The 19069-nt window shown below is 72.2% G+C and carries 21 protein-coding genes; 14 read left to right on the top strand and 7 right to left on the bottom strand.

The window, feature by feature from the left end:
• Positions 1-131: 131 nt before the first annotated feature.
• Entirely contained in the window at positions 132-773 is a 642-nt protein-coding gene (locus J4709_RS09235) for a TetR/AcrR family transcriptional regulator (RefSeq protein ID WP_232383185.1), read from the top strand.
• The gene (locus J4709_RS09230) at positions 770-1147 is read left to right on the top strand and encodes a VOC family protein (protein ID WP_208239084.1); all 378 of its coding nucleotides are present in this window, start codon (positions 770-772) and stop codon (positions 1145-1147) included. The genes J4709_RS09235 and J4709_RS09230 overlap by 4 nt, the downstream gene beginning before the upstream one ends.
• 16 nt (positions 1148-1163) lie before the next feature.
• On the opposite strand, the gene J4709_RS09225 is transcribed toward J4709_RS09230, so the two are convergent.
• The 3 genes from J4709_RS09225 to J4709_RS09215 form a co-directional block, all read right to left on the bottom strand.
• On the bottom strand, positions 1164-2075 hold the full coding sequence (locus J4709_RS09225) for an LLM class F420-dependent oxidoreductase (protein WP_208239082.1): 912 nt from the start codon (positions 2073-2075) through the stop codon (positions 1164-1166).
• Between the two features lie 49 nt (positions 2076-2124).
• A complete protein-coding gene (locus J4709_RS09220) occupies positions 2125-2772 on the bottom strand; it encodes a hypothetical protein (protein ID WP_208239080.1) in 648 nt (215 codons plus the stop codon).
• A gap of 69 nt (positions 2773-2841) precedes the next feature.
• Positions 2842-3171, bottom strand: coding sequence for a hypothetical protein (locus tag J4709_RS09215; RefSeq protein ID WP_208239079.1), 330 nt, complete (start codon positions 3169-3171; stop codon positions 2842-2844).
• Between the two features lie 151 nt (positions 3172-3322).
• Here J4709_RS09215 and J4709_RS09210 point away from each other — a divergent pair, with 151 nt between their 5' ends.
• On the top strand, positions 3323-4087 hold the full coding sequence (locus tag J4709_RS09210) for an alpha/beta hydrolase (RefSeq protein ID WP_307801103.1): 765 nt from the start codon (positions 3323-3325) through the stop codon (positions 4085-4087).
• 2 nt (positions 4088-4089) lie between these two features.
• Here J4709_RS09210 and J4709_RS09205 read toward each other — a convergent pair whose 3' ends face one another.
• Positions 4090-4779: a TetR/AcrR family transcriptional regulator C-terminal domain-containing protein gene (locus J4709_RS09205; protein WP_208239076.1), complete on the bottom strand. Its 690-nt coding sequence runs from the start codon at positions 4777-4779 to the stop codon at positions 4090-4092.
• 88 nt (positions 4780-4867) lie between these two features.
• Here J4709_RS09205 and J4709_RS09200 point away from each other — a divergent pair, with 88 nt between their 5' ends.
• Both J4709_RS09200 and J4709_RS09195 read left to right on the top strand, forming a co-directional pair.
• Entirely contained in the window at positions 4868-6259 is a 1392-nt protein-coding gene (locus J4709_RS09200; RefSeq protein ID WP_208239074.1) for an MFS transporter, read from the top strand.
• A 77-nt stretch (positions 6260-6336) separates the two neighbouring features.
• A complete protein-coding gene (locus tag J4709_RS09195; protein ID WP_208239072.1) occupies positions 6337-7224 on the top strand; it encodes a type IV toxin-antitoxin system AbiEi family antitoxin in 888 nt (295 codons plus the stop codon).
• A 14-nt stretch (positions 7225-7238) separates the two neighbouring features.
• Here J4709_RS09195 and J4709_RS09190 read toward each other — a convergent pair whose 3' ends face one another.
• A complete protein-coding gene (locus tag J4709_RS09190; RefSeq protein WP_307801102.1) occupies positions 7239-7580 on the bottom strand; it encodes an MmcQ/YjbR family DNA-binding protein in 342 nt (113 codons plus the stop codon).
• A gap of 107 nt (positions 7581-7687) precedes the next feature.
• On the opposite strand from J4709_RS09190, the gene J4709_RS09185 reads away from it, so the two are divergent.
• Together J4709_RS09185 and J4709_RS54595 are read left to right on the top strand one after the other, a co-directional pair.
• Positions 7688-8482 carry a phosphotransferase enzyme family protein gene (locus J4709_RS09185; RefSeq protein WP_208239070.1) on the top strand — a complete coding sequence of 265 codons (795 nt, stop codon included), beginning with the start codon at positions 7688-7690 and terminating at the stop codon, positions 8480-8482.
• A gap of 421 nt (positions 8483-8903) precedes the next feature.
• Positions 8904-9836 (top strand): PDR/VanB family oxidoreductase, encoded by a 933-nt coding sequence (locus J4709_RS54595; RefSeq protein ID WP_307801101.1) that lies wholly within the window; start codon positions 8904-8906, stop codon positions 9834-9836.
• Between the two features lie 575 nt (positions 9837-10411).
• Here J4709_RS54595 and J4709_RS09175 read toward each other — a convergent pair.
• The gene (locus tag J4709_RS09175) at positions 10412-11668 is read right to left on the bottom strand and encodes a hypothetical protein (protein ID WP_208239066.1); all 1257 of its coding nucleotides are present in this window, start codon (positions 11666-11668) and stop codon (positions 10412-10414) included.
• Positions 11669-11709: 41 nt separating this feature from the next.
• Entirely contained in the window at positions 11710-12561 is an 852-nt protein-coding gene (locus J4709_RS09170; protein ID WP_208239064.1) for an LLM class F420-dependent oxidoreductase, read from the bottom strand.
• Between the two features lie 143 nt (positions 12562-12704).
• Between J4709_RS09170 and J4709_RS09165 the strand changes: the two genes are divergently transcribed.
• Genes J4709_RS09165 through J4709_RS09135 form a run of 7 tightly spaced genes read left to right on the top strand, consistent with a single transcriptional unit; the run spans position 12705 to position 19068 of the window.
• Positions 12705-13295, top strand: coding sequence for a TetR/AcrR family transcriptional regulator (locus J4709_RS09165; RefSeq protein WP_208239062.1), 591 nt, complete (start codon positions 12705-12707; stop codon positions 13293-13295).
• Entirely contained in the window at positions 13292-14560 is a 1269-nt protein-coding gene (locus tag J4709_RS09160; protein ID WP_208239060.1) for a cytochrome P450, read from the top strand. Before J4709_RS09165 ends, J4709_RS09160 begins: the two co-directional genes overlap by 4 nt.
• A 2-nt stretch (positions 14561-14562) precedes the next feature.
• Complete coding sequence (locus J4709_RS09155; protein ID WP_208239058.1) at positions 14563-15345, top strand: SDR family oxidoreductase; 783 nt, start codon at positions 14563-14565, stop codon at positions 15343-15345.
• Complete coding sequence (locus J4709_RS09150; protein WP_208239056.1) at positions 15342-16727, top strand: cytochrome P450; 1386 nt, start codon at positions 15342-15344, stop codon at positions 16725-16727. Before J4709_RS09155 ends, J4709_RS09150 begins: the two co-directional genes overlap by 4 nt.
• A 5-nt stretch (positions 16728-16732) precedes the next feature.
• Positions 16733-16930 carry a ferredoxin gene (locus J4709_RS09145; protein ID WP_208239054.1) on the top strand — a complete coding sequence of 66 codons (198 nt, stop codon included), beginning with the start codon at positions 16733-16735 and terminating at the stop codon, positions 16928-16930.
• A 9-nt stretch (positions 16931-16939) separates the two neighbouring features.
• On the top strand, positions 16940-17587 hold the full coding sequence (locus J4709_RS55470; RefSeq protein WP_208239053.1) for a nuclear transport factor 2 family protein: 648 nt from the start codon (positions 16940-16942) through the stop codon (positions 17585-17587).
• Positions 17584-19068 carry an aldehyde dehydrogenase gene (locus tag J4709_RS09135; protein ID WP_208239052.1) on the top strand — a complete coding sequence of 495 codons (1485 nt, stop codon included), beginning with the start codon at positions 17584-17586 and terminating at the stop codon, positions 19066-19068. The genes J4709_RS55470 and J4709_RS09135 overlap by 4 nt, the downstream gene beginning before the upstream one ends.
• The last annotated feature ends 1 nt before the right edge of the window (position 19069 follow it).

The following is a 19069-nucleotide window of genomic DNA, read 5'->3' as shown; positions in this document are numbered from 1 at the left end:
ACCGGACTTCGCTCCAGGGCGCGCTTGAAGTGCAACGGTATCAGCCGCCTTATCCGGTTTCGCGCGAACGTCGGAGTGAGCACTCACTTCGGTATTGACGGAGTGAGCACTCACTCCGTACAGTGGCGGGCATGGAGGCCAAGAACCGCCGCCGCGCCCCCGGGATGAGTCCCGAGCAGCGCCGGGAGATGATCGTCAGGACCGCGCTGCCGCTCGTCGCCGAGCACGGCACCGCCGTCACCACCGGGCAGATCGCGCGCGCCGCCGGCATCGGCGAGGCGACGATCTTCCGCGTCTTCACCGACAAGGACGAGCTGCTCGACGCCTGCGTCATGGAGGCGCTGCGCACCGACCACGTGCTCGCCGAGATCCAGGAGATCCCGCTCGACCAGCCGCTCTCCGCCCGCCTCGCCGAGGCCACCGCCGCGATCGAGGCCTACCTCGGCCGCATGGGCATGGTCCTCGGCGCCCTGCACGCCACCGGGCGCCGCGGCCGGGGCTCGCACGGCGGCGGCGAGGCGGCCGACGCCGCGATCGACCGCGCGTCCGCCATGGCCCGCACGCGGGGCGCGCTCGCCGAACTCTTCGAACCCGACCGCGACCGGCTCCGGCTGCCCGTCGACCAGCTCGCCGGAATGTTCATGGGGCTGGTGTTCACCCGCAGCCGCCCGCCGGGCGGCCCCGACGCCCCGGCGCCCTCCCTGGAGGAGTACCTGGACGTCTTCCTGCACGGCGCGCTCACCGGCACGGACCCCGAAGGGAGCACCGAATGACCATCACCCTCAACCACACCATCGTCACCGCCGCCGACAACGACGAGGCCGCCCGCTTCTTCGCCGCCGTCATGGGCCTGGCGTACACCGGGCCGCACCCGCACGCCCGCCACTTCGTCCCGATCAAGGTCGACGAGGGCCTCACCCTCGACTTCATGACCGTCGCGTTCCCGCAGGGCCACCACCTGGCCTTCGACGTGGACGCCGCCACGTTCGACGCGGTCCTCGACCGCCTCGACGCCCGCGAGATCCCCTACGGCGACCACCCCGCGCACCCCGACAACGGCCGCGTCGACACCGACCACCCGCTCGGCGCGCGCGGCCTGTACTTCTCCGACTCCAGCGGCAACCTCTACGAGCTGATCTCGCCCTGACGGCGGCCGGGGCGGGTCAGGAGGCGAACGAGCGCAGGAAGGCGCGGGTGCGGGTCCGGTCGTCGCCGGGCATGAACTCGCCCGCCACGAACTCGGTGACCCCCGCGGCGGCCAGGTCCTGGAGCCGCGCGCCGACCGCGTCCTCGTCGCCGATGATCGCGAGGTCGGCGGGGCCCTCGGCGCCCTCCCGGTCCATCATCGCGCGGTAGGACGGCAGCGTCCCGTACACCTCGAACGCCTTCGCCGCGCGCTCGCGCGCCCGCTCCGCGTCGCCCGTGACGCACACCGGCAGCACGCACACGATCCGGGGCGCGGGACGGCCCGCCGCCTCCGCGGCCGCGGTGATGGTCGGCGCGATGTGGTCGCGGACGGTGGCCGGGCCCGTCATCCACAGGACGGTCCCGTCCGCGCGCTCTGCGGCGAGCCTCAGCATCTTCGGGCCGAGCGCCGCCAGCAGGACAGGGACCCGGCCCTCGTTCGGCACGGTCAGCCCGATCTGCCCGCGCACCGTCTCACCGGTGAACGACGCCGTCTGGTGGTCGAGCAGCGGCAGCAGTACCGATAGGTACTCGTCCATGTGGCGCAGCGGACGGCCGAAGTCGTACCCGTACATCTCCTCGATGACGACCTTGTGCGACAGGCCGATGCCGAGGGTCAGCCGTCCCTCGCCGAGCGCGAGCGCGGCGGTCCGCACCTGCTGGGCCAGCGCCGCCGGGTGACGCGGATACGTCGGCACCACGGCCGTCCCCAGCTCGATCCCCGGCACCCGGCTGCCCGCCACCGCGAGCGCGGTCAGCGCGTCCACGCCGAAGATGTTCGACATCCACGCCGAGGCGAACCCGTCGTCGGCGGCGCGCCGCACGTCGTCGGCCAGCCTGTCCAGCGCGTCGGCACCGCCGCGCTCGCCGAGGGAAACACCGATGCGCACAACGACCTCCCAGGTCAGCGTCCTGCTCTGATCGTCGCACAGAGCGTGGTCAGGGCCGCCGGGCGGGGTCGTGGGCGGCCCGGTCCCGCGCCTCCATGAAGAAGTCGTGCAGCGCCGTCGCGCCGGGCAGGAGCCGGACGGGCCGCGCCGCGCCGAACGAGGCGTTCCAGAACGCCCCCTGCCGGGGCTCCCACGGACCCGCGTACGCGTACGGCTCGCCGAGGAAATCGTCGCCGGGGGATATGCCGTAATTGACCTCGTCCAGGGTGATGGCCAGGTCGAAATGCTCCGGCCACAGGACGGGCACGACATCCGGCGCGAACCGGACCAGGGCCTCGTTGCCGCGCGCGAAGCACTCCTCGATGTGGGCGGCTGCGCCGGCGTCCACGCCGAGCGTCTCGTCCGCTCCGACACCGCTGCCGTCCTTGTAGAGGCCCTGCGGGGCGCCCGCCTCGATGCCGGCCGCCGTGGCCATTTCCCCGCACGTCGCGCCGTTCAGCGGGATCGCCCTGTCACCCGCGACGAGCTCGGCCCCCGCCACGCGGAGGCCCGACGCGCCGACGGTCGCGAACCCGTCGGCCAGCACGCGCAGGCGGATCGTCCCGCTCTCCCGGTACTGCGGGCCCGCGAGCAGCTGTTCCGCGACGCCGTGGAGCGAGCGGCGCGTCGTTCGAAGAGTCCCCGGATCCACCGTCATGTCCACTACCTCCGCCTGCCGTCGCCGATGACCGCCCGGTGTCCCACCCTGCACCCCGCGGGGCGCCCGTCACAAACCGTCCGGGTCCCCGGAGTGCGGCCCGTACCGCTCCGCCAGGTCCCGGTCGTTCTCCGCCCACCGGCGATGCCGCTCGGCCGTCTCCAGATGCGCCGCGGCCTCGTCCGGATGGACGGCCGCCATGTCCTCCAGCAGGTCCGCCGCCCGGTCGTGCGCCCACGCCGACGACAGCATGGACCGCAGCGCGTACTCGCCGGTACCGCGCCGCGGCGAACGCCCGGGACGCGCACCCGCCTTCTTCGCGGGCCGCTTCCCGGCGGCCGGGGCGTCCGGCGGCCCCTCGCGCGCCGTCAGGCGCAGCGCGCGGTCTTCGCCGTCCATACCGGCCATCCCGACCCGCGCGCCCGTGACCCGACCGGCGTCCCCGACACACCCGCTCCCTACCCACCCACCTGCCCGTTCAGCCCCATCCGCCGCACTTCTCCGGCGGGCCGGATGAGATCCCCGCGGCGCCATGACCGATCATGGAGGGGTGACTCCGGAGCCCGTGACCCTGCACGCCGCCGACGGCGTGCGGATCGACGCAGGACACCTCGGCGGGGACGGCGACCTCTGCTTCGTGCTCGCGCACGGCTTCACCTGCTCGTGGCGGCAGCCCGCGCTCCGCCGCATCGGCGCGGTCCTGCACCGGTACGGCGGCGTCGTCGCCCTCGACCTGCGCGGCCACGGACGCTCCGGCGGGCACTCCACCGTCGGCGACCTGGAGGTCCTCGACGTGCAGGCCGCGGTCGCCGCCGCACGCTCGCGCGGCTACCGGCGCGTCGCCGTCGCCGGCTTCTCGCTGGGCGGCGCCGTCGCCATCCGGCACGCCGCCCTGCACGGCGACGTCGACGCCGTCGTCTCGGTCAGCGCGCCCGCCCGCTGGTACTACCGCGACACCGTGCCCATGCGCCGCGTCCACTGGGTCATCGAACGGCCCCTCGGACGTCTCGCCGTCCGCCTCGCCCGCGGCACCCGCATCGCCGCCAAGGGCTGGGACCCCGTCCCCGAAGCGCCTCACGAGGTCGCCGCGCGCATCGCGCCCGCGCCGCTGCTGGTCGTCCACGGCGACGCCGACGCGTTCTTCCCGACCGAGCACGGACGGCAGCTGTACGACGCGGCGCGCGACCCGAAGGAACTGTGGATCGAACCGGGATTCGGCCACGCCGAGGTCGCCGCGACCCCGGACCTCATCCACCGCATCGGCGCCTGGGCCGCGTCCGCCGCCACCGTCATGCGCCCCGACGCGACCCTCTGACGTCAGCGCGCCCGCCGCTTCTCGGCGAGGCCGTCGACGAGGCTCCGCAGCCCGAAATCGAACCGGTCGGTGAGGCGCGGCGCGAGGAGCCCGCCCGCGACCGCCACCAGGTCGGGGTAGCGGTCGGCGGGCAGTCCCTCCAGATAGCGGCCCACTTCGGCGAGCCGGTCCCCGTTCTCCGGACCCTTGCCGAACGCGATCTCCTGGACGGCGAACCCCGTCACGTAGAACATCAGCAGCAGGTACCCGTAGCCCGCCATCCGGTCGTCGAAGCCGGCGCGGCGCAGCATGCCGATCACGCGGTCGGCGAGGCGCAGCCCGTTGGGGCCGAACGGGAGCCGGCCAGGCAGCAGGCGCGTCGCCGCGGGATGCGCGAGCAGGACGCGGCGCAGGTCGAGGCCGACCGCGATGAGCCGTTCGTCCCACGGCTCCCCGGCGCCGTCCTCCGGTAGCGGGCATTTGCCGATGACGGTGTCGACGAGCAGGTCGAACAGCTCGTCCTTGCCCTTGACGTGCCAGTACAGCGACGGCGACTTGATGTCGAGCGCCGCGGCGAGCCGGCGCATGCTGAACGCGTCGAACCCGTCCTCGTCCAGCAGCCGCAGCGCCGCCTGGACGATCTCCGCGCGGTCCAGCCGCGGCGCGGCGGACGTCTCCTCGCCGCGCGCGAACCCGTAATCCCCTGCGGCCATCAGCGCACCTCCACGACCCCAACCTAGCAGTGCAAGGCACCCCCTAGCGGTGTTAGATTACCTCTAACAGTGCTAGGGAAGGAGTCGCATGGTCGACCAGAGACCCGCCGCCGAGATCGCCGGCCACCCGGACCGGGAGACCGGATGGTGGCCGCTCACGGCGATCGTCGCCGCCGTCTTCATGCTGATGCTGGACGCCACGGTGGTGACCGTCGCCGTCCCCGGAATGCGCCGCGACCTGCACGCCGGCCTCGGCGACCTGCAATGGGTGATGAACGCCTACACGATGGCGATGGCCGCGTCCCAGCTCACCGCCGGGGCCTTCGCCGACCGCTGGGGACGGCGCCGCTCCTTCCTCGCGGGCGTGACGCTGTTCGCACTGGCGTCCCTGGCATGCGGCCTCGCGCCCACCGCCGCCGCCCTCATCGCGGCCCGGGCCGTCCAAGGGCTGGCCGGAGCGCTGATGTTCGCGACGACGCTCGCGCTCATCGCGCAGTGCTACACGGGACAGGCCCGCGGCGTCGCCTTCGGCGTGCGGGGGACGGCCGCCGGGCTCGCCGTCGTCCTCGGCCCCGTCATCGGCGGCGCGCTCGTCTCCGCGCTCGGCTGGCGCTGGGTCTTCCTGGTGAACGTGCCGGTCGCGGCCGTCACCCTCGCGATGGGCGTCCGCTCACTGCCGCGTGAGGAACCCGCGTCCGAACCCCGGCGCATCGACCTGGCCGGACCCTGCCTGCTGGCCGTCTCCCTGTCCCTTCTCGTCTTCGGCCTGCTCCGGGCCGAGGACCACGGGTGGGGGAGCACCGCGACCCTGCTCGTCTTCGGCGCGTCGGCCGCCTCGTTCGCCGCGTTCCTCATCGCCGAGAGCCGCCTGCGCGACCCGATGCTGGACCTGCCGCTCTTCCGGGACCGCGCGTTCAGCGGCACCCAGATCGGGTCGTTCACCGTGCAGGCCAGCGTGTTCGCCCTGCTCATCTACGTGTCGCTGTGGTTCCAGGACCAGCTCGGCTTCTCGGCGCTCAAGACCGGCCTGTGCTTCCTGCCGCTCGTCGTGCCCATCCTCGTCGCCGGCCCCGTCGCCGGCGCCGTCATGGACCGCCTCCCGAAGGGACCGCTCGTCGCGGGTTCGCTGGCCCTCCTCGCGGTCGCGATCCTGCTCATGACCGGGCTCGACGCCGGCTCCTCCTGGACGCACCTCGCCCCCGGCATGGCGCTGGCCGGCCTCGCGTGCGGGATCGCGCTGCCGACCCTCGGGAGCCTCGCCGTGGACGTCGCCGACCGGTCCCGGCTCGGCATGGCGTCCGGCGTCAACAACACCGTCATGCAGGTCGGATCAGCCGTAGGGATCGCGGTGTACGGAGCCGTTCTGAGCCGGCACCGGGTGTTCGCCGACGGCCTGGACGCCCTCTTCGCCACCGCATCGGCCGTCGCCTTCTGCGGAGCCGCGCTGACGGCAGTGCTCCTGACACGGGAACGGCGCTGACCTGCGCTGACGGGAGGTTATCCACATTTTCCCCGCACCCTTCCGCGGGCCCGGCGAGGCGACCATCATCGGTGAACATGAACGCACACGGCATCACCTGGAAACGAACGTCCGGCGGCCCGGCCGTCCACTTGGCGCCGGGCACCGGCTCGTCGCTCACCGCCCGCGCCGCGGCGCTCAGCCGGCTCCTCCCGTCCGATGCGGTCATCGCCCGCCGCACCGCCGCGTGGATCTGGGGCATCGACGTCCTCCCGCCGGGCGTGAACGAGACCGACTGGGACGTCGACCTCATCACCCCACGACCCGCCCACCCCGCAACGGGCCCTCCCTTACTTCCCGACCATGTCGAGCTTCCGCCCGACCACATCGAGGAGGAGGCGGGCATCCGCGTCACCTCCCGGCCCCGGACGGCGCTCGACTGCACCCGCTGGCTTCCGCGCGCCGAAGCCGTCGCCGCACTGGACCAGTTCCTCAGGAACGGAGTCGACACCGATGAACTCAGGGCCATGGCCCGCACGCTGCCCGGCTACCACGGCAACAGGCGGCTCCGGGAACTCCTCCGCCTCGGCGACCGCGGCGCGGCGTCCCCCGGCGAGAGCTGGCTGCGGACCGCCGTCGTCGACGCGGGCTTCCCGCGCCCCCGCACCCAGGTGCCCGTCGCGGGCCCGAACGACCGCTGCCTCTACGTGGACCTCGGCTACGAGACCTACCGCGTCGGCCTGGAGTACGACGGCGAACGCCACCACACGGGCCGCGCCGCCCGCGCCCACGACGAGAACCGCCGCCGCTGGCTCCGCCGGGAGAGGGGCTGGCAGATCATCCCCGTCACCAAGCTCTTCCTGTCCCGCCCGGCCCCCTACTTGGAGGCGCTCCTGACCGCACTTCTCCAACGCGGCTGGAACCCCGACGAGGCGACGATGACCCGCATCGCCGCCCGCCTCACGTCCCTCTCCCGCCGCCGCTGACCCCCCGGGGCGCCTCAGTCCAGCTGAGCCGAGACCCGCTTCGGCGCGATCAGACGGAAACTGTCCTCGATGAGCTCCGCCAGCTCCGCCCAGTCCTGTTCGACGTCCAACCGTGCGCCGACCCATCCCTTGGCGCCCACGTACTTCGGAACGAAGAACCGCTCCGGGCTCTCCGAAACGAGGGCCTCCTGCACCCCCGGCCCGGCCTTGAACATCATGGACGAGCCGTCCTCGCTGGTCATGACGAACAACTTGTCGCGCACCCGGAAGGAGGGCGACGTATGCCCACCGAACGGCCTCTCCGTCGCCTCCGGCATCCCCAAGCAGATCTCCCGAACCCGCTCCAGAACGTCCACGCCCCACCCCTCCCGCAACGACCACCCGTCCAACGCACCCTAAACGCCGCCCCCCACTCCACCCCAACCTCCGAACCAGCCCTGATGAGGTGCTCCTCGGGGTCCAGATGACACTGATGGAGGTTGAGTTGGACGAGGAGCCTCTGGCCGGTGGCAACGTCAGCGCCGGAGTAGTCCGGGTAGGCGACACGGTTCGACGTCCCGCGGGGCCGTGGACGCCGGCGGTCCACGCGTTGCTCGACCACCTGCGCTCGGTCGGGTTCCGGGCGGCACCGCGCCCGTTGGGGCTCGATGAGCAGGGAAGGGAGGTGCTCACCTTTGTTCCCGGCACCACGGTGTGGCCCGATCACTTCGACTTGATGGACGGCATGGAGAGCGCGAAGCGCGTTGCGCGGCTCATCTGCGAGTTCCATGACGCCGTGCAGGGCTTCACGCCGCCACCGGATGCCTGCTGGCAGGCGCTGATACCTCCCGATGCGCGCGACATCATCGCTCACCACGACCTGGCGCCGTGGAATCTGGTCGCCGGCGATGACGGCGCATGGGTCTTCATCGACTGGGACACCGCGGGCCCCGGCTCCCGGCTGTGGGACCTTGCTCATGCTTGCCAGAGCTTCATCCCCTTGTCCGCCGATCCGGCGTGGCAACGCGCCGATGCGGCTGACCGACTCGTTGTTTTCGCCGACGCCTATGGACTGGAGGAAGGACAGCGGCGCGCGTTGGTGCCCTTGCTGGGCAAGCGGGCGCGGGCCATGCACGACTTCCTGCAAGCGCAGGCGGCCGCGGGCAACCAGCCTTGGAAGACGCTCTGGCGGCAGGGCCACGGTGATACGTGGCGGAACAACGCCGACTACATCGAGGACCGGCAGGAGCTGTGGGAACGCGCCCTGCTCGATACCTGAGGCGATGTTCTTGCGGCAGTAGGGCGCTGGCTGTAGCTCGGTCGAAGGGCGTCCCCGTACATCTATGCGCTTCGGCAGTAATCGCACTCGTCTGCTGGAGCAGCTTGGGGTGGCGCGCTTCGGTGCTCTCCGGCGCGATGCTGTCCGGCGCGATCGCCTCCCGCCTGCGTAGCTCGGCATCCGGTCGATGCGCGCTGCGACGGATACCTCGCGCCGGGCAACGCGACCGCCGGTGTTGCTGCTCGTGCTGCGCTGCCGCATCGGCTGGGAGAGGTCGTCGGGGGTGGATGCGCGGTCATCGGGGCTAAGGCGGCAGGGCTGTGGTGGTTGGGGGGAGGTCTTCCGTTCGGTGGAAGCGGGGGTGCCGCGGGCTCGGCGGACCGGCGATGGTCAGGACGACCACGAACGCAAGGGGGGCCACGTGACCGAGCAGAGCGCCGTCGAGACGGAGGTCGTCGTCCAGGAGAGGACGGACCTCGCGGAAGGCGTCGTGGGGTTGACGCTGGCCGCCGCGGACGGGGGCGCGCTGCCGTCCTGGCGGCCGGGTGCGCACGTCGACCTGCTGCTGCCGGACGGACTCGAGCGGCAGTACTCCCTCTGCGGCGACCCCGCCGACGACCGCACGTGGCGGCTCGGTGTGCTGAAGGAGGGGCCGGGCTCGACGTTCGTCCACGAGCGCCTCCGGGTCGGCGACAGGCTCGTCGCTCGCGGTCCCCGCAACCACTTCGCGCTGGAGGAGGCACCCGGCTACCTGTTCCTGGCAGGAGGCATCGGCATCACGCCGATCCTGCCGATGATCGCCGCAGCGGACGCGGCGGGCGCGGACTGGCGGCTCCTGTACGGCGGGCGGCGGCGGACGGCGATGGCCTTCCTCGACGACCTGGCGCGCTATGGGGAGCGTGTCGAGGTGCGTCCGCAGGACGAGGTCGGACTGCCCGATCTGGACGCCGTGCTGTCCGGGACTGAGGAGGGCACGCTCGTCTACTGCTGCGGCCCCGAGCCGATGCTGGCGGCCGTTGAGGAGCGGTGCCTCCCGGGAGCGTTGCGCACCGAGCGCTTCTCCCCGAAGCCCGTGACCGGGCCGAATGAGGCCTTCGAGGTCGAACTGGCGCTCAGCGGCCGGACGGTGAAGGTCGAGGCGGGCCGCTCGATCCTGGAGACGGTGGAGGAGGCCGGCGTCACGGTCCTGTCGTCCTGCCGGGAAGGGACGTGCGGGACGTGCGAGACGCCCGTCCTGGACGGCGTGCCCGACCACCGCGACTCCGTGCTCACCGAGGACGAGCGCGCGGACGGCGGGTTCATGATGATCTGCGTGTCCCGCGCCCAAGGCCCGCGCCTCGTCCTGGAACTCTGACCCGCGAATCCGTTCACCCCGATGGCGCCGCAGTCGGGCTCGCGCGCCTTCCGTCGGCCACCGCACGAGGGCGGTGGCCGCTGCTCAGATGCGGCCGCTGGTTAGGCGCCGCTGGTCAAGGTGACGCTGTGGTCGGGCTTGCGCGCCTTCCGTCGGCCACCGCACGAGGGGGTGGTGACCGTCGGTCAGATGCGGCTGCTGGTCAGGTGGCGTTGCGGTCGGGCTTGCGCGATTTGCGGCGGCTACGGAAGGGGGGCGGTGGCTGCTTGTCAGATGCGGCAGCTGGTCAAGTGGCGTCGTGGTCGGGCTCGCGCGCTTTCGTCGGCCACCGCATGAGGGCGGTGACCGCTGGTCGGATGCGGGCGCTGGTGGGCTGCTGGCCAGGGGTTGGGATGGGTTTGTGTGGGTTCTGTGGGCCGCCGCATGAGGGGCGGTGACCGCTGGTCGGATGCGCCGCTGGTCGGATGCGCCGCTGGTCAGGTGGCGCTGCGGTCGGGCTTGTGCGGGTTCGGTCGGCCGCCGCATGGAGGGCGGTGGTCCCTGGTCAGGCGGGCCGCTGGTCGGTGGGGTGGGGGTTAGAGGGGGGTGATGGGGAGGGAGCGGCGGGGTTCGAAGGTGAAGTCGGAGCCGGTGCTGAAGCGGACGACGGCGACCTCGTCCGGCTCGGGGGTGGGCTCGTCGCGGCGGACGACGGTGAGTCGCCACTCGTTCGTGGTGCCGGTGACCTCGGTGTCGAGGCAGGGGTCTGCGGCGCGGACGACGGCTTGCAGGGCGGCTGTCCAGGTGGGGCCGCAGAGGGAGATCCAGGCGCCGTCCTCGTGCGCGGGGGACGGGCGGACGGTGATGGTCGCGCCGTCGACGGTGGCGTCGACGTAGGCGGACGGGTTGAGGAGCGGGTGGACGGCGAGGAGGCGGGCCGCCCCCTCGGGGGTGGCCGGGAGGTCGAGGGCGCGGGCGAGGCGTTCGGCGGCGATGCCGGCGATGCCGACCAGTTGCTTGCGGCGGATGCGCAGGAGGCCGTCGGCGTCGGCGCGTTCGGCGACGGCGAGGGTGAAGGCCCGGTTGAGCAGGTGCATCTGCAGGCACACCTCGTCGGCGATCCGGGCGAGCGCGGAGCGGGAGAAGGCGGCGAAGTCGAGGTCGGAGAGCAGCGGGCCGGTGTAGTCGGCGAGGCCGTCGTCGGCGGGGTCGATGGGTGCGAGGTCGAGGGTCGCGGCGCGGGACCGCTCGTTGTCGGCGAGCAGGGGGATGCCCTGCGCCTCCGGATGGGACTCGTCGATGATCACGGTCCAGGCGCAGTGCGGGTGCCGGCCGGCGGGCGAGCGGGGCGGCCGGTGGACGGGGCGGACCTGCGCCTTCGGGTTGGTCGCGACCGCGGTGGCGTCGAAGGTCGGGTCCTCGATGTCATGGCACATGGAGCGGACGTAGTCGTCGCCCATCGGTTCGACGTCCATGAGGGCGCCGCAGTGGTCGAGGTGGAACTCGCCGTGCCAGCGGTCGTGGACGGTGTAGCGGAAGTCCATGAACTGGGGCGGGGCGCCGATGTCGAGCTGGAGGCCCTTGAAGATCGTCGGAACGTCGCCCTTCCCGGGGACCTCGGGGGCGTAGCCGAGCGCGCGCTGCATCCGCCGGGTGTAGATCGGGCTGGAGGCGGCCCACTCCTCGATCGCGATCCGCGCCATCTCCTCCCGGCCGAATGCGGAGATGCACCACGCCATTCCGGAACGGTCGATGAGCTGACCGATCAGCAGCAGTTCGGGGACGGCGACCGCGAGCTCCTTCCTGGACAAGGCGGAGTAGCGGCCGGGCGGTATCGCCTCGGGGTGCGTCATCGGATGATCTCCTCGAAGGTGAAATGGGTTCTCGTCCGCGTCTACCGGCCGGTGAGGCCGAGCCGGGCGGCCGTCTTGTCCAGGTACTTGAGCACGGTGGCCTCGTCGGCGTCGGGCACGCCCCAGATCAGCTCGGCGGCGCCTGCGGCGGACCATTCGGCGAGGTCCTCCGGGGTGGGCTTCTTGGCGACCAGGATCCGGACGTCGGGCGAACCGGTGCGGCCCGCGTCCGCCCATTCCTTCCGCAGGAGAGCGGCCTTCTCGCCGATGCCGGTCTCGATGGGGGTGGTCATCCAGCCGTCGGCGTGGCGGGCGATCCAGGCCATGGTCTTGGGGCCGCCGCCCGCGCCGATGATCACGGGGATCCGGCCCTGCGGGGGCTTGGGGTAGGCCCAGCTCGGCCCGAACGACACGAACTCGCCGTCGTAGGACGCCTCCTCCTGCGTCCACAGTGCGCGCATGGCCTCGAGGTACTCCTTGAGGGCGGTGCGCCGGCGCCCGCCGGGGACGTGGTGGTCGGCCAGCTCGTCGGTGTTCCAGCCGAAGCCGGCGCCGATCGTGAGCCGGCCGCCGGACAGGTGGTCGAGGGTCGCGAGCGCCTTGGCGAGGGTGATCGGGTCGGACTCGACGGGCAGCGCGACGGCGGTCGCGAGGCCGATCCGCTCGGTCACGGCGGCGGCGGTGGCCAGCGACACCCACGGGTCGAGGGTGCGCATGTAGCGGTCGTCGGGCAGGTCCTCGCCGCCGGTCGGGTGCAGCGCGTCGCGGCGCACCGGGATGTGGGTGTGCTCGGGGACGTAGAAGGTGTCGAAGCCGCGCTCCTCCGCGGCCTTCGCGAGGGCGGCCGGCGTGATGCCGCGGTCCGAGGTGAAGAGCACGATTCCGTTGCGCATGGCCGCCATACTAGAACGCGTTCTAGGATTTCTGGAATAGTGACTGGACAGCTGTCCGATCGAGAGTCCTTCCCGCTCGGAAACGGGAACCCCGCCCGGATCCGGCTATTGCGGGGATGTCCGGCCCGCACTACGGTGGACACATGTCCAGTCAGGTGACCAGTCCCGCGCTGCGGCAGGGCCTCAACGCCCGGCAGGCCGAAACGGTGGAGAACCTGATGGCCGCCGGGCTGCAGGAGCTGCGCGCCGTCGGGCACGAGGGGCTGACGATCAGGACGGTGGCCCAGCGGGCCGGCGTCTCCCCGGCGACCGCCTACACCTACCTCTCGTCCAAGAACCACCTCTTCGCAGAACTGTTCTGGCGGCACCTCAGCGAGGACGGCACCGGAGCACCCGCGGGGGCGCGCGCGACCGAGCGCCTGCAGGCGACCGTCCGCGCGCTGACGGCCCGGATCGTCGCGGAACCGGAGCTGGCGGCGGCGGTGACGCCGGCGCTGCTCGGCGGCGACCCCGACGTCGCGCGGCTGCGGCTGCGGATCGGCGGGGAGTTCTACGCCCGGTTCGAGGCGGCCCTCGCGGGGGACCGGCGGCCGGCCGACCCCGCCGTGCTCGAGGTGCTCGTCCTCACCTTCACCGGCGCGCTGCTGCAGGCCGGCATGGGCCTGCTGACCTACGACCAGATCGCCGACCGGCTCGTCTCCGCCGTGGAAGTGATCATGAGAGGCAACGAATGAGCGCGTCGAGCGACGCCGCGGTCGAACCCCTGGTCTTCGACCCCTACGACTACGACTTCCACGAGGACCCGTACCCGCTCTACCGGCGGCTGCGCGACGAGGCGCCGGTCTTCCACGCCGAGCGCGACGACTTCTGGGCGATCTCGCGGCACGCCGACGTGTTCGACGTGCTCCGCGACGACGCGACGTTCTCCAACCGGATGGGCGTCTCCCTCGACGCGAGCGCGTGGAGCCCCGAGGCGCACCGGGTGATGAGCTTCCTCGCCCTCGACGGGCAGCGGCAGACCCGGCTGCGTCGGCTGGTGTCCGCCGCGTTCACGCCGCGCCGGGTCAAGGAGCTGCAGCCGCAGATCCAGCGGCTCACCGAGCACTACCTCGAACGGGCCTTCGCCGCGAACGCCGAGCACGGCGAGGCGGACTGGATCACCGACTTCGCCGGGAAGCTCCCCATGGACGTCATCTCGGAGATGATGGGCGTGCCGGAGTCCGACCGGGACGAGGTCCGGCGGCTCGCCGACCTGGTCGTGCACCGCGAGGACGGCGTCCGCGACGTCCCGCCCGCCGGGATGGAGGCGGCCGGCGAGCTGATCACCTACTACGCGGCGATGGTGCAGGGGCGGCGGGCCGCGAGCGAACCGGCGGGGGACCTCACCGCCGCGCTCACCGTCGCCGAGATCGACGGCGACCGGCTCACCGACGGCGAGATCATCGCGTTCCTCTTCCTCATGGTGGTCGCCGGGAACGAGACGACGACCAAGCTGCTCGGCAACGCGCTGTTCCACCTGTCCGCGCACCCCGCGCAGAAGGCGGAGGTGCTCGCGGACCCCGGCGATCCCGAGACGCTGGTGACGCCGTGGATCGAGGAGACGCTGCGGCACGACACCTCCAGCCAGATGCTCGCGCGCTACGTCGTCGAGGACGTGGAGATGCACGGCGTCACGATCCCGGCCGGGTCGAAGGCGCTGGTCCTGCTCGGCTCCGCCAACCGCGACGAGCGGGTCTTCGCCGACCCGACCGTCTACGACGTCCACCGGCCCAAGACCGAGCTCGGGCAGATCCTCAGCTTCGGCTCCGGCAAGCACTTCTGCCTGGGCGCGAACCTGGCCCGGCTGGAGACGCGGGTCGTCCTCAACGAGCTGGTCCGGCGCGTGGAGGACTTCCATGTGCACGCCGACCGGGCCGTCCGCGTGCACTCCACGAGCGTTCGCGGGTTCGCGAAGCTGCCGACCGGTTTCACGCTGCGCAGGGCTGAGGGGAGGGACTGATCGTGTCCAAGAAGTACCGGCATCCCGAGCGCCGCCCTGCGGTGATCACCGGCGCGTCGTCCGGCATCGGCGCGGAGACGGCGAAGGTCCTCGCGGCGGCGGGCCACCCGGTCGCGCTCGGCGCGCGCCGGACCGACGTCCTGGAGGAGATCGCCGCGGCGGTCCGCGCCGAGGGCGGCGAGGCGGTCGCGCACGCGCTCGACGTCGCCGACGGCGCGTCGGTCGCCGAGTTCGCCGCGAAGGCGACCGCCGACCTCGGCGACATCGAGGTCGTGGTCAGCAACGCCGCCCTGGTCGCGCCGGGCGCGACGATCGAGGTCGGCTCCGAGCGGTTCGCGCGGGAGATCGACGTCAACCTCGTCGGCGCGCACCGGGTGCTGCGCGCGTTCGTGCCCGCGATGGTCGAGCGGCGGCGCGGCGACATCGTCTTCGTCTCGTCCGACGTCGCCGTCCGCGCGCGGCCCTTCATGTCGGCGTACTCCGCCGGCAAGTGGGGTCTGGAGGGAATGGTCAGCGCGCTGCAGATGGAGCTCGAGGGCACCGGCGTCCGGGCCTCGATCATCCGGCCCGGCCCGACGTGGAGCGGCATGGGCACCGACTGGGACGCCGACGAGGCCGGGTTCGTGCTCGACCAGTGGGTGCGCTTCGGCCTCGCCCGGCACCCGCACTTCCTCAAGGCGAAGGCGCACGCCGACGCGATCGCGACGATCGTCGGCGCGCCCCGCGGCGTGCACCTCAGCCTGCTCGACGTCAATCCCGAAGCGCCCGTGGAGGAGAAGCCATGACCGCCGCCGAGAGTCATCGGCTCGCCGCGATCCCCGAGGTGAGCACGGTCCTCGACGACCAGAGCCCCGAGGTGCCCGAGATCATCCGCGGCACCGGGCACCTGCCGGAGATGCGGGTCGACCCGATCGGCCTGTTCCACCGCGTCCGCGCGGAGTGCGGCGACGTCGGCCGGTTCCGGCTCGCCGACAAGGACGTCGTGCTGGTCAGCGGCGCCGGGGCGAACGAGGTGTTCTTCCGCGCGCCGGACGAGCAGCTCGACCAGGCCGCCGCGTACCCGTTCATGACGCCGATCTTCGGCAAGGGCGTCGTGTTCGACGCCTCGCCGGAGGAGCGGCAGCAGATGCTGAAGAACCAGGCGCTGCGCGGCGACATGATGCGCGGGCACGCGCGGACGATCGAGGCGGAGATCCGCCGGATGGTCGCGGGCTGGGGCGACGAGGGGGAGATCGACCTGCTCGACTTCTTCGCCGAGCTGACGATCTACACCACGTCCGCGTGCCTGATCGGCAAGCCGTTCCGCGACGAGCTCGATGCCTCGTTCGCGCAGCACTACCACGAGCTGGAGCGCGGCACCGACGCGATCGCCTACGTCGATCCGTACGCCGACATCGACAGCTTCCGGATGCGGGACGCGGCGCGCGGGAAGCTCGTCGCACTGGTGCAGGGCATCATCGAGCGCCGCAAGGAGCGCGGGAAGGTGCCGCGTGAGGAGCGCGACCTGCTCGACGTCCTGATCTCGCTGGACATGAGCGCCGACCACATCACCGGCATCTTCATCTCGATGATGTTCGCCGGGCACCACACCTCCAGCGGCACCGCGTCCTGGGCGATGATCGAGCTGCTCCGCCATCCGGACGTGCTCGCCGAGGTCGTCGCCGAGCTGGACGCGCTCTACGCCGACGGCACCGAGGTGTCGTTCCAGGCGCTGCGGTCGATCCCGGTGCTGGAGTCGGCGCTGAAGGAGACCCTGCGGCTGCACCCGCCGCTGGTCATCCTGATGCGGCTGGTCCGGGAGGACTTCGAGCTGCTCGGCCGGACGATCCCCGCCGGGACGATGCTCGCCGCTTCGCCGCGGGTCTCCAACCGGATCGAGGAGGACTTCCCCAAGGCTGCGGACTTCGATCCCGGCCGCTACATCGACCCGCGGCAGGAGGACCTGCAGAACCGCTGGACGTGGATCCCGTTCGGCGCCGGCAGGCACCGCTGCGTCGGCAACGCGTTCGCGATGATGCAGATGAAGGCGATCTTCTCCGTCGTCCTGCGCGACTTCACGTTCGAGGCCGCGCAGTCCCTGGACTCCTACCAGGACGACTTCACCAAGATGGTGATCCAGCTCAAGCAGCCGTGCCGGGTGAAGTACCGCCGGCGGGCGGGGCGGTGAGCGGCATGCGCGTGGTCGCCGACACCACCCTCTGCCAGGGGCACCAGCTCTGCCAGGGCGAGGCGCCCGACGTGTTCGGGTTCGACGAGGACAAGGACGTGGTCGTCGTCCTCGACGAGCGACCGGACGAGTCCCGCCGCAAGGACGTGGCCACGGCCGTCAAGTACTGCCCGGCCTTCGCGCTTTCCATCGAAGACGAATAAGGGGACGACGTGAGCGATGACGGCGGGCTGACCCGCGCCGAGATCGAGGAGTTCTGGGACTCCTGGCTGGCGATCAACCGCGAGGCCGAGCGCACCGGCGACTGGCGGGTGATGGCCGAGTGGTACGCCGAGGACGCGACGTACGGCTGGATGTACAGCCCCGACGAGCACTTCATGGCGGTCGGCCGCGACCAGATCCGCGACTGGGCGATCGGCATCGAGATGGACGGCCTCGACGGCTGGCACTACGACTACCAGGTCACGGTGATCGACGAGAAGAAGTCGATGATCGTCGGGTTCTGGAAGCAGAAGTCCGGGATCACGAACGACGCGACGGGCGGGGAGTTCGAGATCCTCGGCATCGGCGGCTCGTGGTTCGGCGTCGAGCGGCAGACGGCCGGCGCGGACGCCGGCCAGGTCAAGATCGCCTGGCAGCGGGACTGGTTCGACATGCCGTCGACCGTCCACACCTTCATGGAGATCATCAACTCCGGCAAGGCGCCCGAGACGCTGCTGAAGCGGATGAAGGTCGCGGGCCATGGCGTCCCCGGCCACTACCACTACGCCGAGATGCCCTCGACGCTGTGGCCGCCGCCCGTCGAGCGCGGCGACTTCATCACGCAGGCCCCGAAGGGCGACGGGGAGGCGGCGAAGTGACCGAGCGCGTTCCGACGAATCCGCCCGCGCAGCAGTACGTCGATGGCAAGCTCGGCGCCGCGGGCGGCGGGGCGTCGTACCCGATCCTCAACCCGGCGACCGGGCAGGAGATCGGCCGCGCGCCCGGCGGCACGGCCGCCGACGTGGACGCCGCGATCGGCGCCGCCCGCCGCGCGTTCGACACGTCCGGCTGGGCGACCGACCGCGCGCTGCGGATCCGGGTGCTGCGCCAGTTCCACCAGGCGCTGCTCGACAACGCCGACGCGCTCCGCGCCCTCACCACCGCCGAGGCCGGGGCGCCGGCGTTCTTCGTCGCGGGCCCCCAGTTCGACACCCCGGTCGAAAGCCTCAAGTGGACGATCGACCTCGCCGAAGGCTACGAGTGGGAGACCGACCTCGGCGTCGGCGTCACGATGGGGATCCGGTCGCGCCGGACCGTGTACCGCGAGCCGGTCGGCGTGGTCGCCGCGATCACGCCGTGGAACTTCCCCAACCAGATCAACCTCGCCAAGATCGGGCCGGCGCTCGCCGCCGGGAACACGGTCGTGCTCAAGCCCGCGCCCGACACCCCGTGGCTGGCATGCGAGCTGGGACGGCTGTTCGCCGAGTGCACCGACATCCCGGCCGGCGTCTTCAACGTCGTCACGCCGCGCGACAACGCGGTGGCGGCGCAGCTGACGTCCGACCCGCGCGTCGACCTGGTGTCCTTCACCGGCTCGACCGCCACCGGACGGGCGATCGCGGCGGCCGCGGCCCCGACCCTCAAACGGGTGTTCCTCGAACTCGGCGGCAAGTCCGCGGCGATCGTGCTCGACGACGCGAACCTCAAGGCGGTCGTCGGCACCACCGCGTTCGCGGCGTCCGTGCACGCCGGGCAGGGATGCGCCATCACCACCCGCCTGGTCGTGCCCCGCGAGCGCTATGACGAGGCGGTGGAGATCGCCGCGTCCACGATGGCCTCGCTCGGCGCGAAGGACCCCGCCGACCCCGGCACCATCTGCGGACCGGTGATCTCCGCGGCGCAGCGCGACCGGGTGAAGTCCTACCTCGACCTGGCGGCGCAGGAGGGCGGCCGGTTCGCGACCGGCGGCGGCATCGCCGAGCAGGACGGCGACCTCGCCGGCGGGTTCTGGATCCAGCCGACCGTCGTCGCCGGCCTGGACAACACCGCCCGGGTCGCCCAGGAGGAGATCTTCGGCCCGGTGCTGACCGTCATCGCGCACGACGGCGACGACGACGCCGTCCGCATCGCCAACGAGTCGCCGTACGGGCTGTCCGGCTCGGTCGACTCCGGCGACCTGGAGCGGGCGAAGGCGGTCGCCGCCCGGATCCGCACCGGCACGATCGGCGTCAACGGCGGGCTGTGGTTCGGCGCGGACGCGCCGTTCGGCGGCTACAAGCAGTCGGGGATCGGCCGCGAGATGGGCGTGGCCGGGTTCGAGGAGTACCTCGAGACCAAGACCACGGCCGAGCCGGCCTGAG

The sequence above is a fragment of the Actinomadura violacea genome, assembly GCF_017573465.1.
Lineage (GTDB): Bacteria > Actinomycetota > Actinomycetes > Streptosporangiales > Streptosporangiaceae > Spirillospora > Spirillospora violacea.
Note: the sequence above shows the minus strand (reverse complement) of the source record. Positions and strands in the feature narration are given on the sequence as shown.

Coding starts and splice junctions, on each gene's coding strand:
- J4709_RS09185 (WP_208239070.1), top strand. CDS start 7,688: ATGACACTGATGGAGGTTGAGTTGGACGAGGAGCCTCTGGCCGGTGGC.
- J4709_RS09145 (WP_208239054.1), top strand. CDS start 16,733: ATGCGCGTGGTCGCCGACACCACCCTCTGCCAGGGGCACCAGCTCTGC.
- J4709_RS09230 (WP_208239084.1), top strand. CDS start 770: ATGACCATCACCCTCAACCACACCATCGTCACCGCCGCCGACAACGAC.
- J4709_RS09160 (WP_208239060.1), top strand. CDS start 13,292: ATGAGCGCGTCGAGCGACGCCGCGGTCGAACCCCTGGTCTTCGACCCC.
- J4709_RS09195 (WP_208239072.1), top strand. CDS start 6,337: ATGAACGCACACGGCATCACCTGGAAACGAACGTCCGGCGGCCCGGCC.
- J4709_RS09200 (WP_208239074.1), top strand. CDS start 4,868: ATGGTCGACCAGAGACCCGCCGCCGAGATCGCCGGCCACCCGGACCGG.
- J4709_RS09220 (WP_208239080.1), bottom strand. CDS start 2,772: ATGACGGTGGATCCGGGGACTCTTCGAACGACGCGCCGCTCGCTCCAC.
- J4709_RS09215 (WP_208239079.1), bottom strand. CDS start 3,171: ATGGACGGCGAAGACCGCGCGCTGCGCCTGACGGCGCGCGAGGGGCCG.
- J4709_RS09205 (WP_208239076.1), bottom strand. CDS start 4,779: ATGGCCGCAGGGGATTACGGGTTCGCGCGCGGCGAGGAGACGTCCGCC.
- J4709_RS09175 (WP_208239066.1), bottom strand. CDS start 11,668: ATGACGCACCCCGAGGCGATACCGCCCGGCCGCTACTCCGCCTTGTCC.
- J4709_RS09235 (WP_232383185.1), top strand. CDS start 132: ATGGAGGCCAAGAACCGCCGCCGCGCCCCCGGGATGAGTCCCGAGCAG.
- J4709_RS09170 (WP_208239064.1), bottom strand. CDS start 12,561: ATGCGCAACGGAATCGTGCTCTTCACCTCGGACCGCGGCATCACGCCG.
- J4709_RS09150 (WP_208239056.1), top strand. CDS start 15,342: ATGACCGCCGCCGAGAGTCATCGGCTCGCCGCGATCCCCGAGGTGAGC.
- J4709_RS09165 (WP_208239062.1), top strand. CDS start 12,705: ATGTCCAGTCAGGTGACCAGTCCCGCGCTGCGGCAGGGCCTCAACGCC.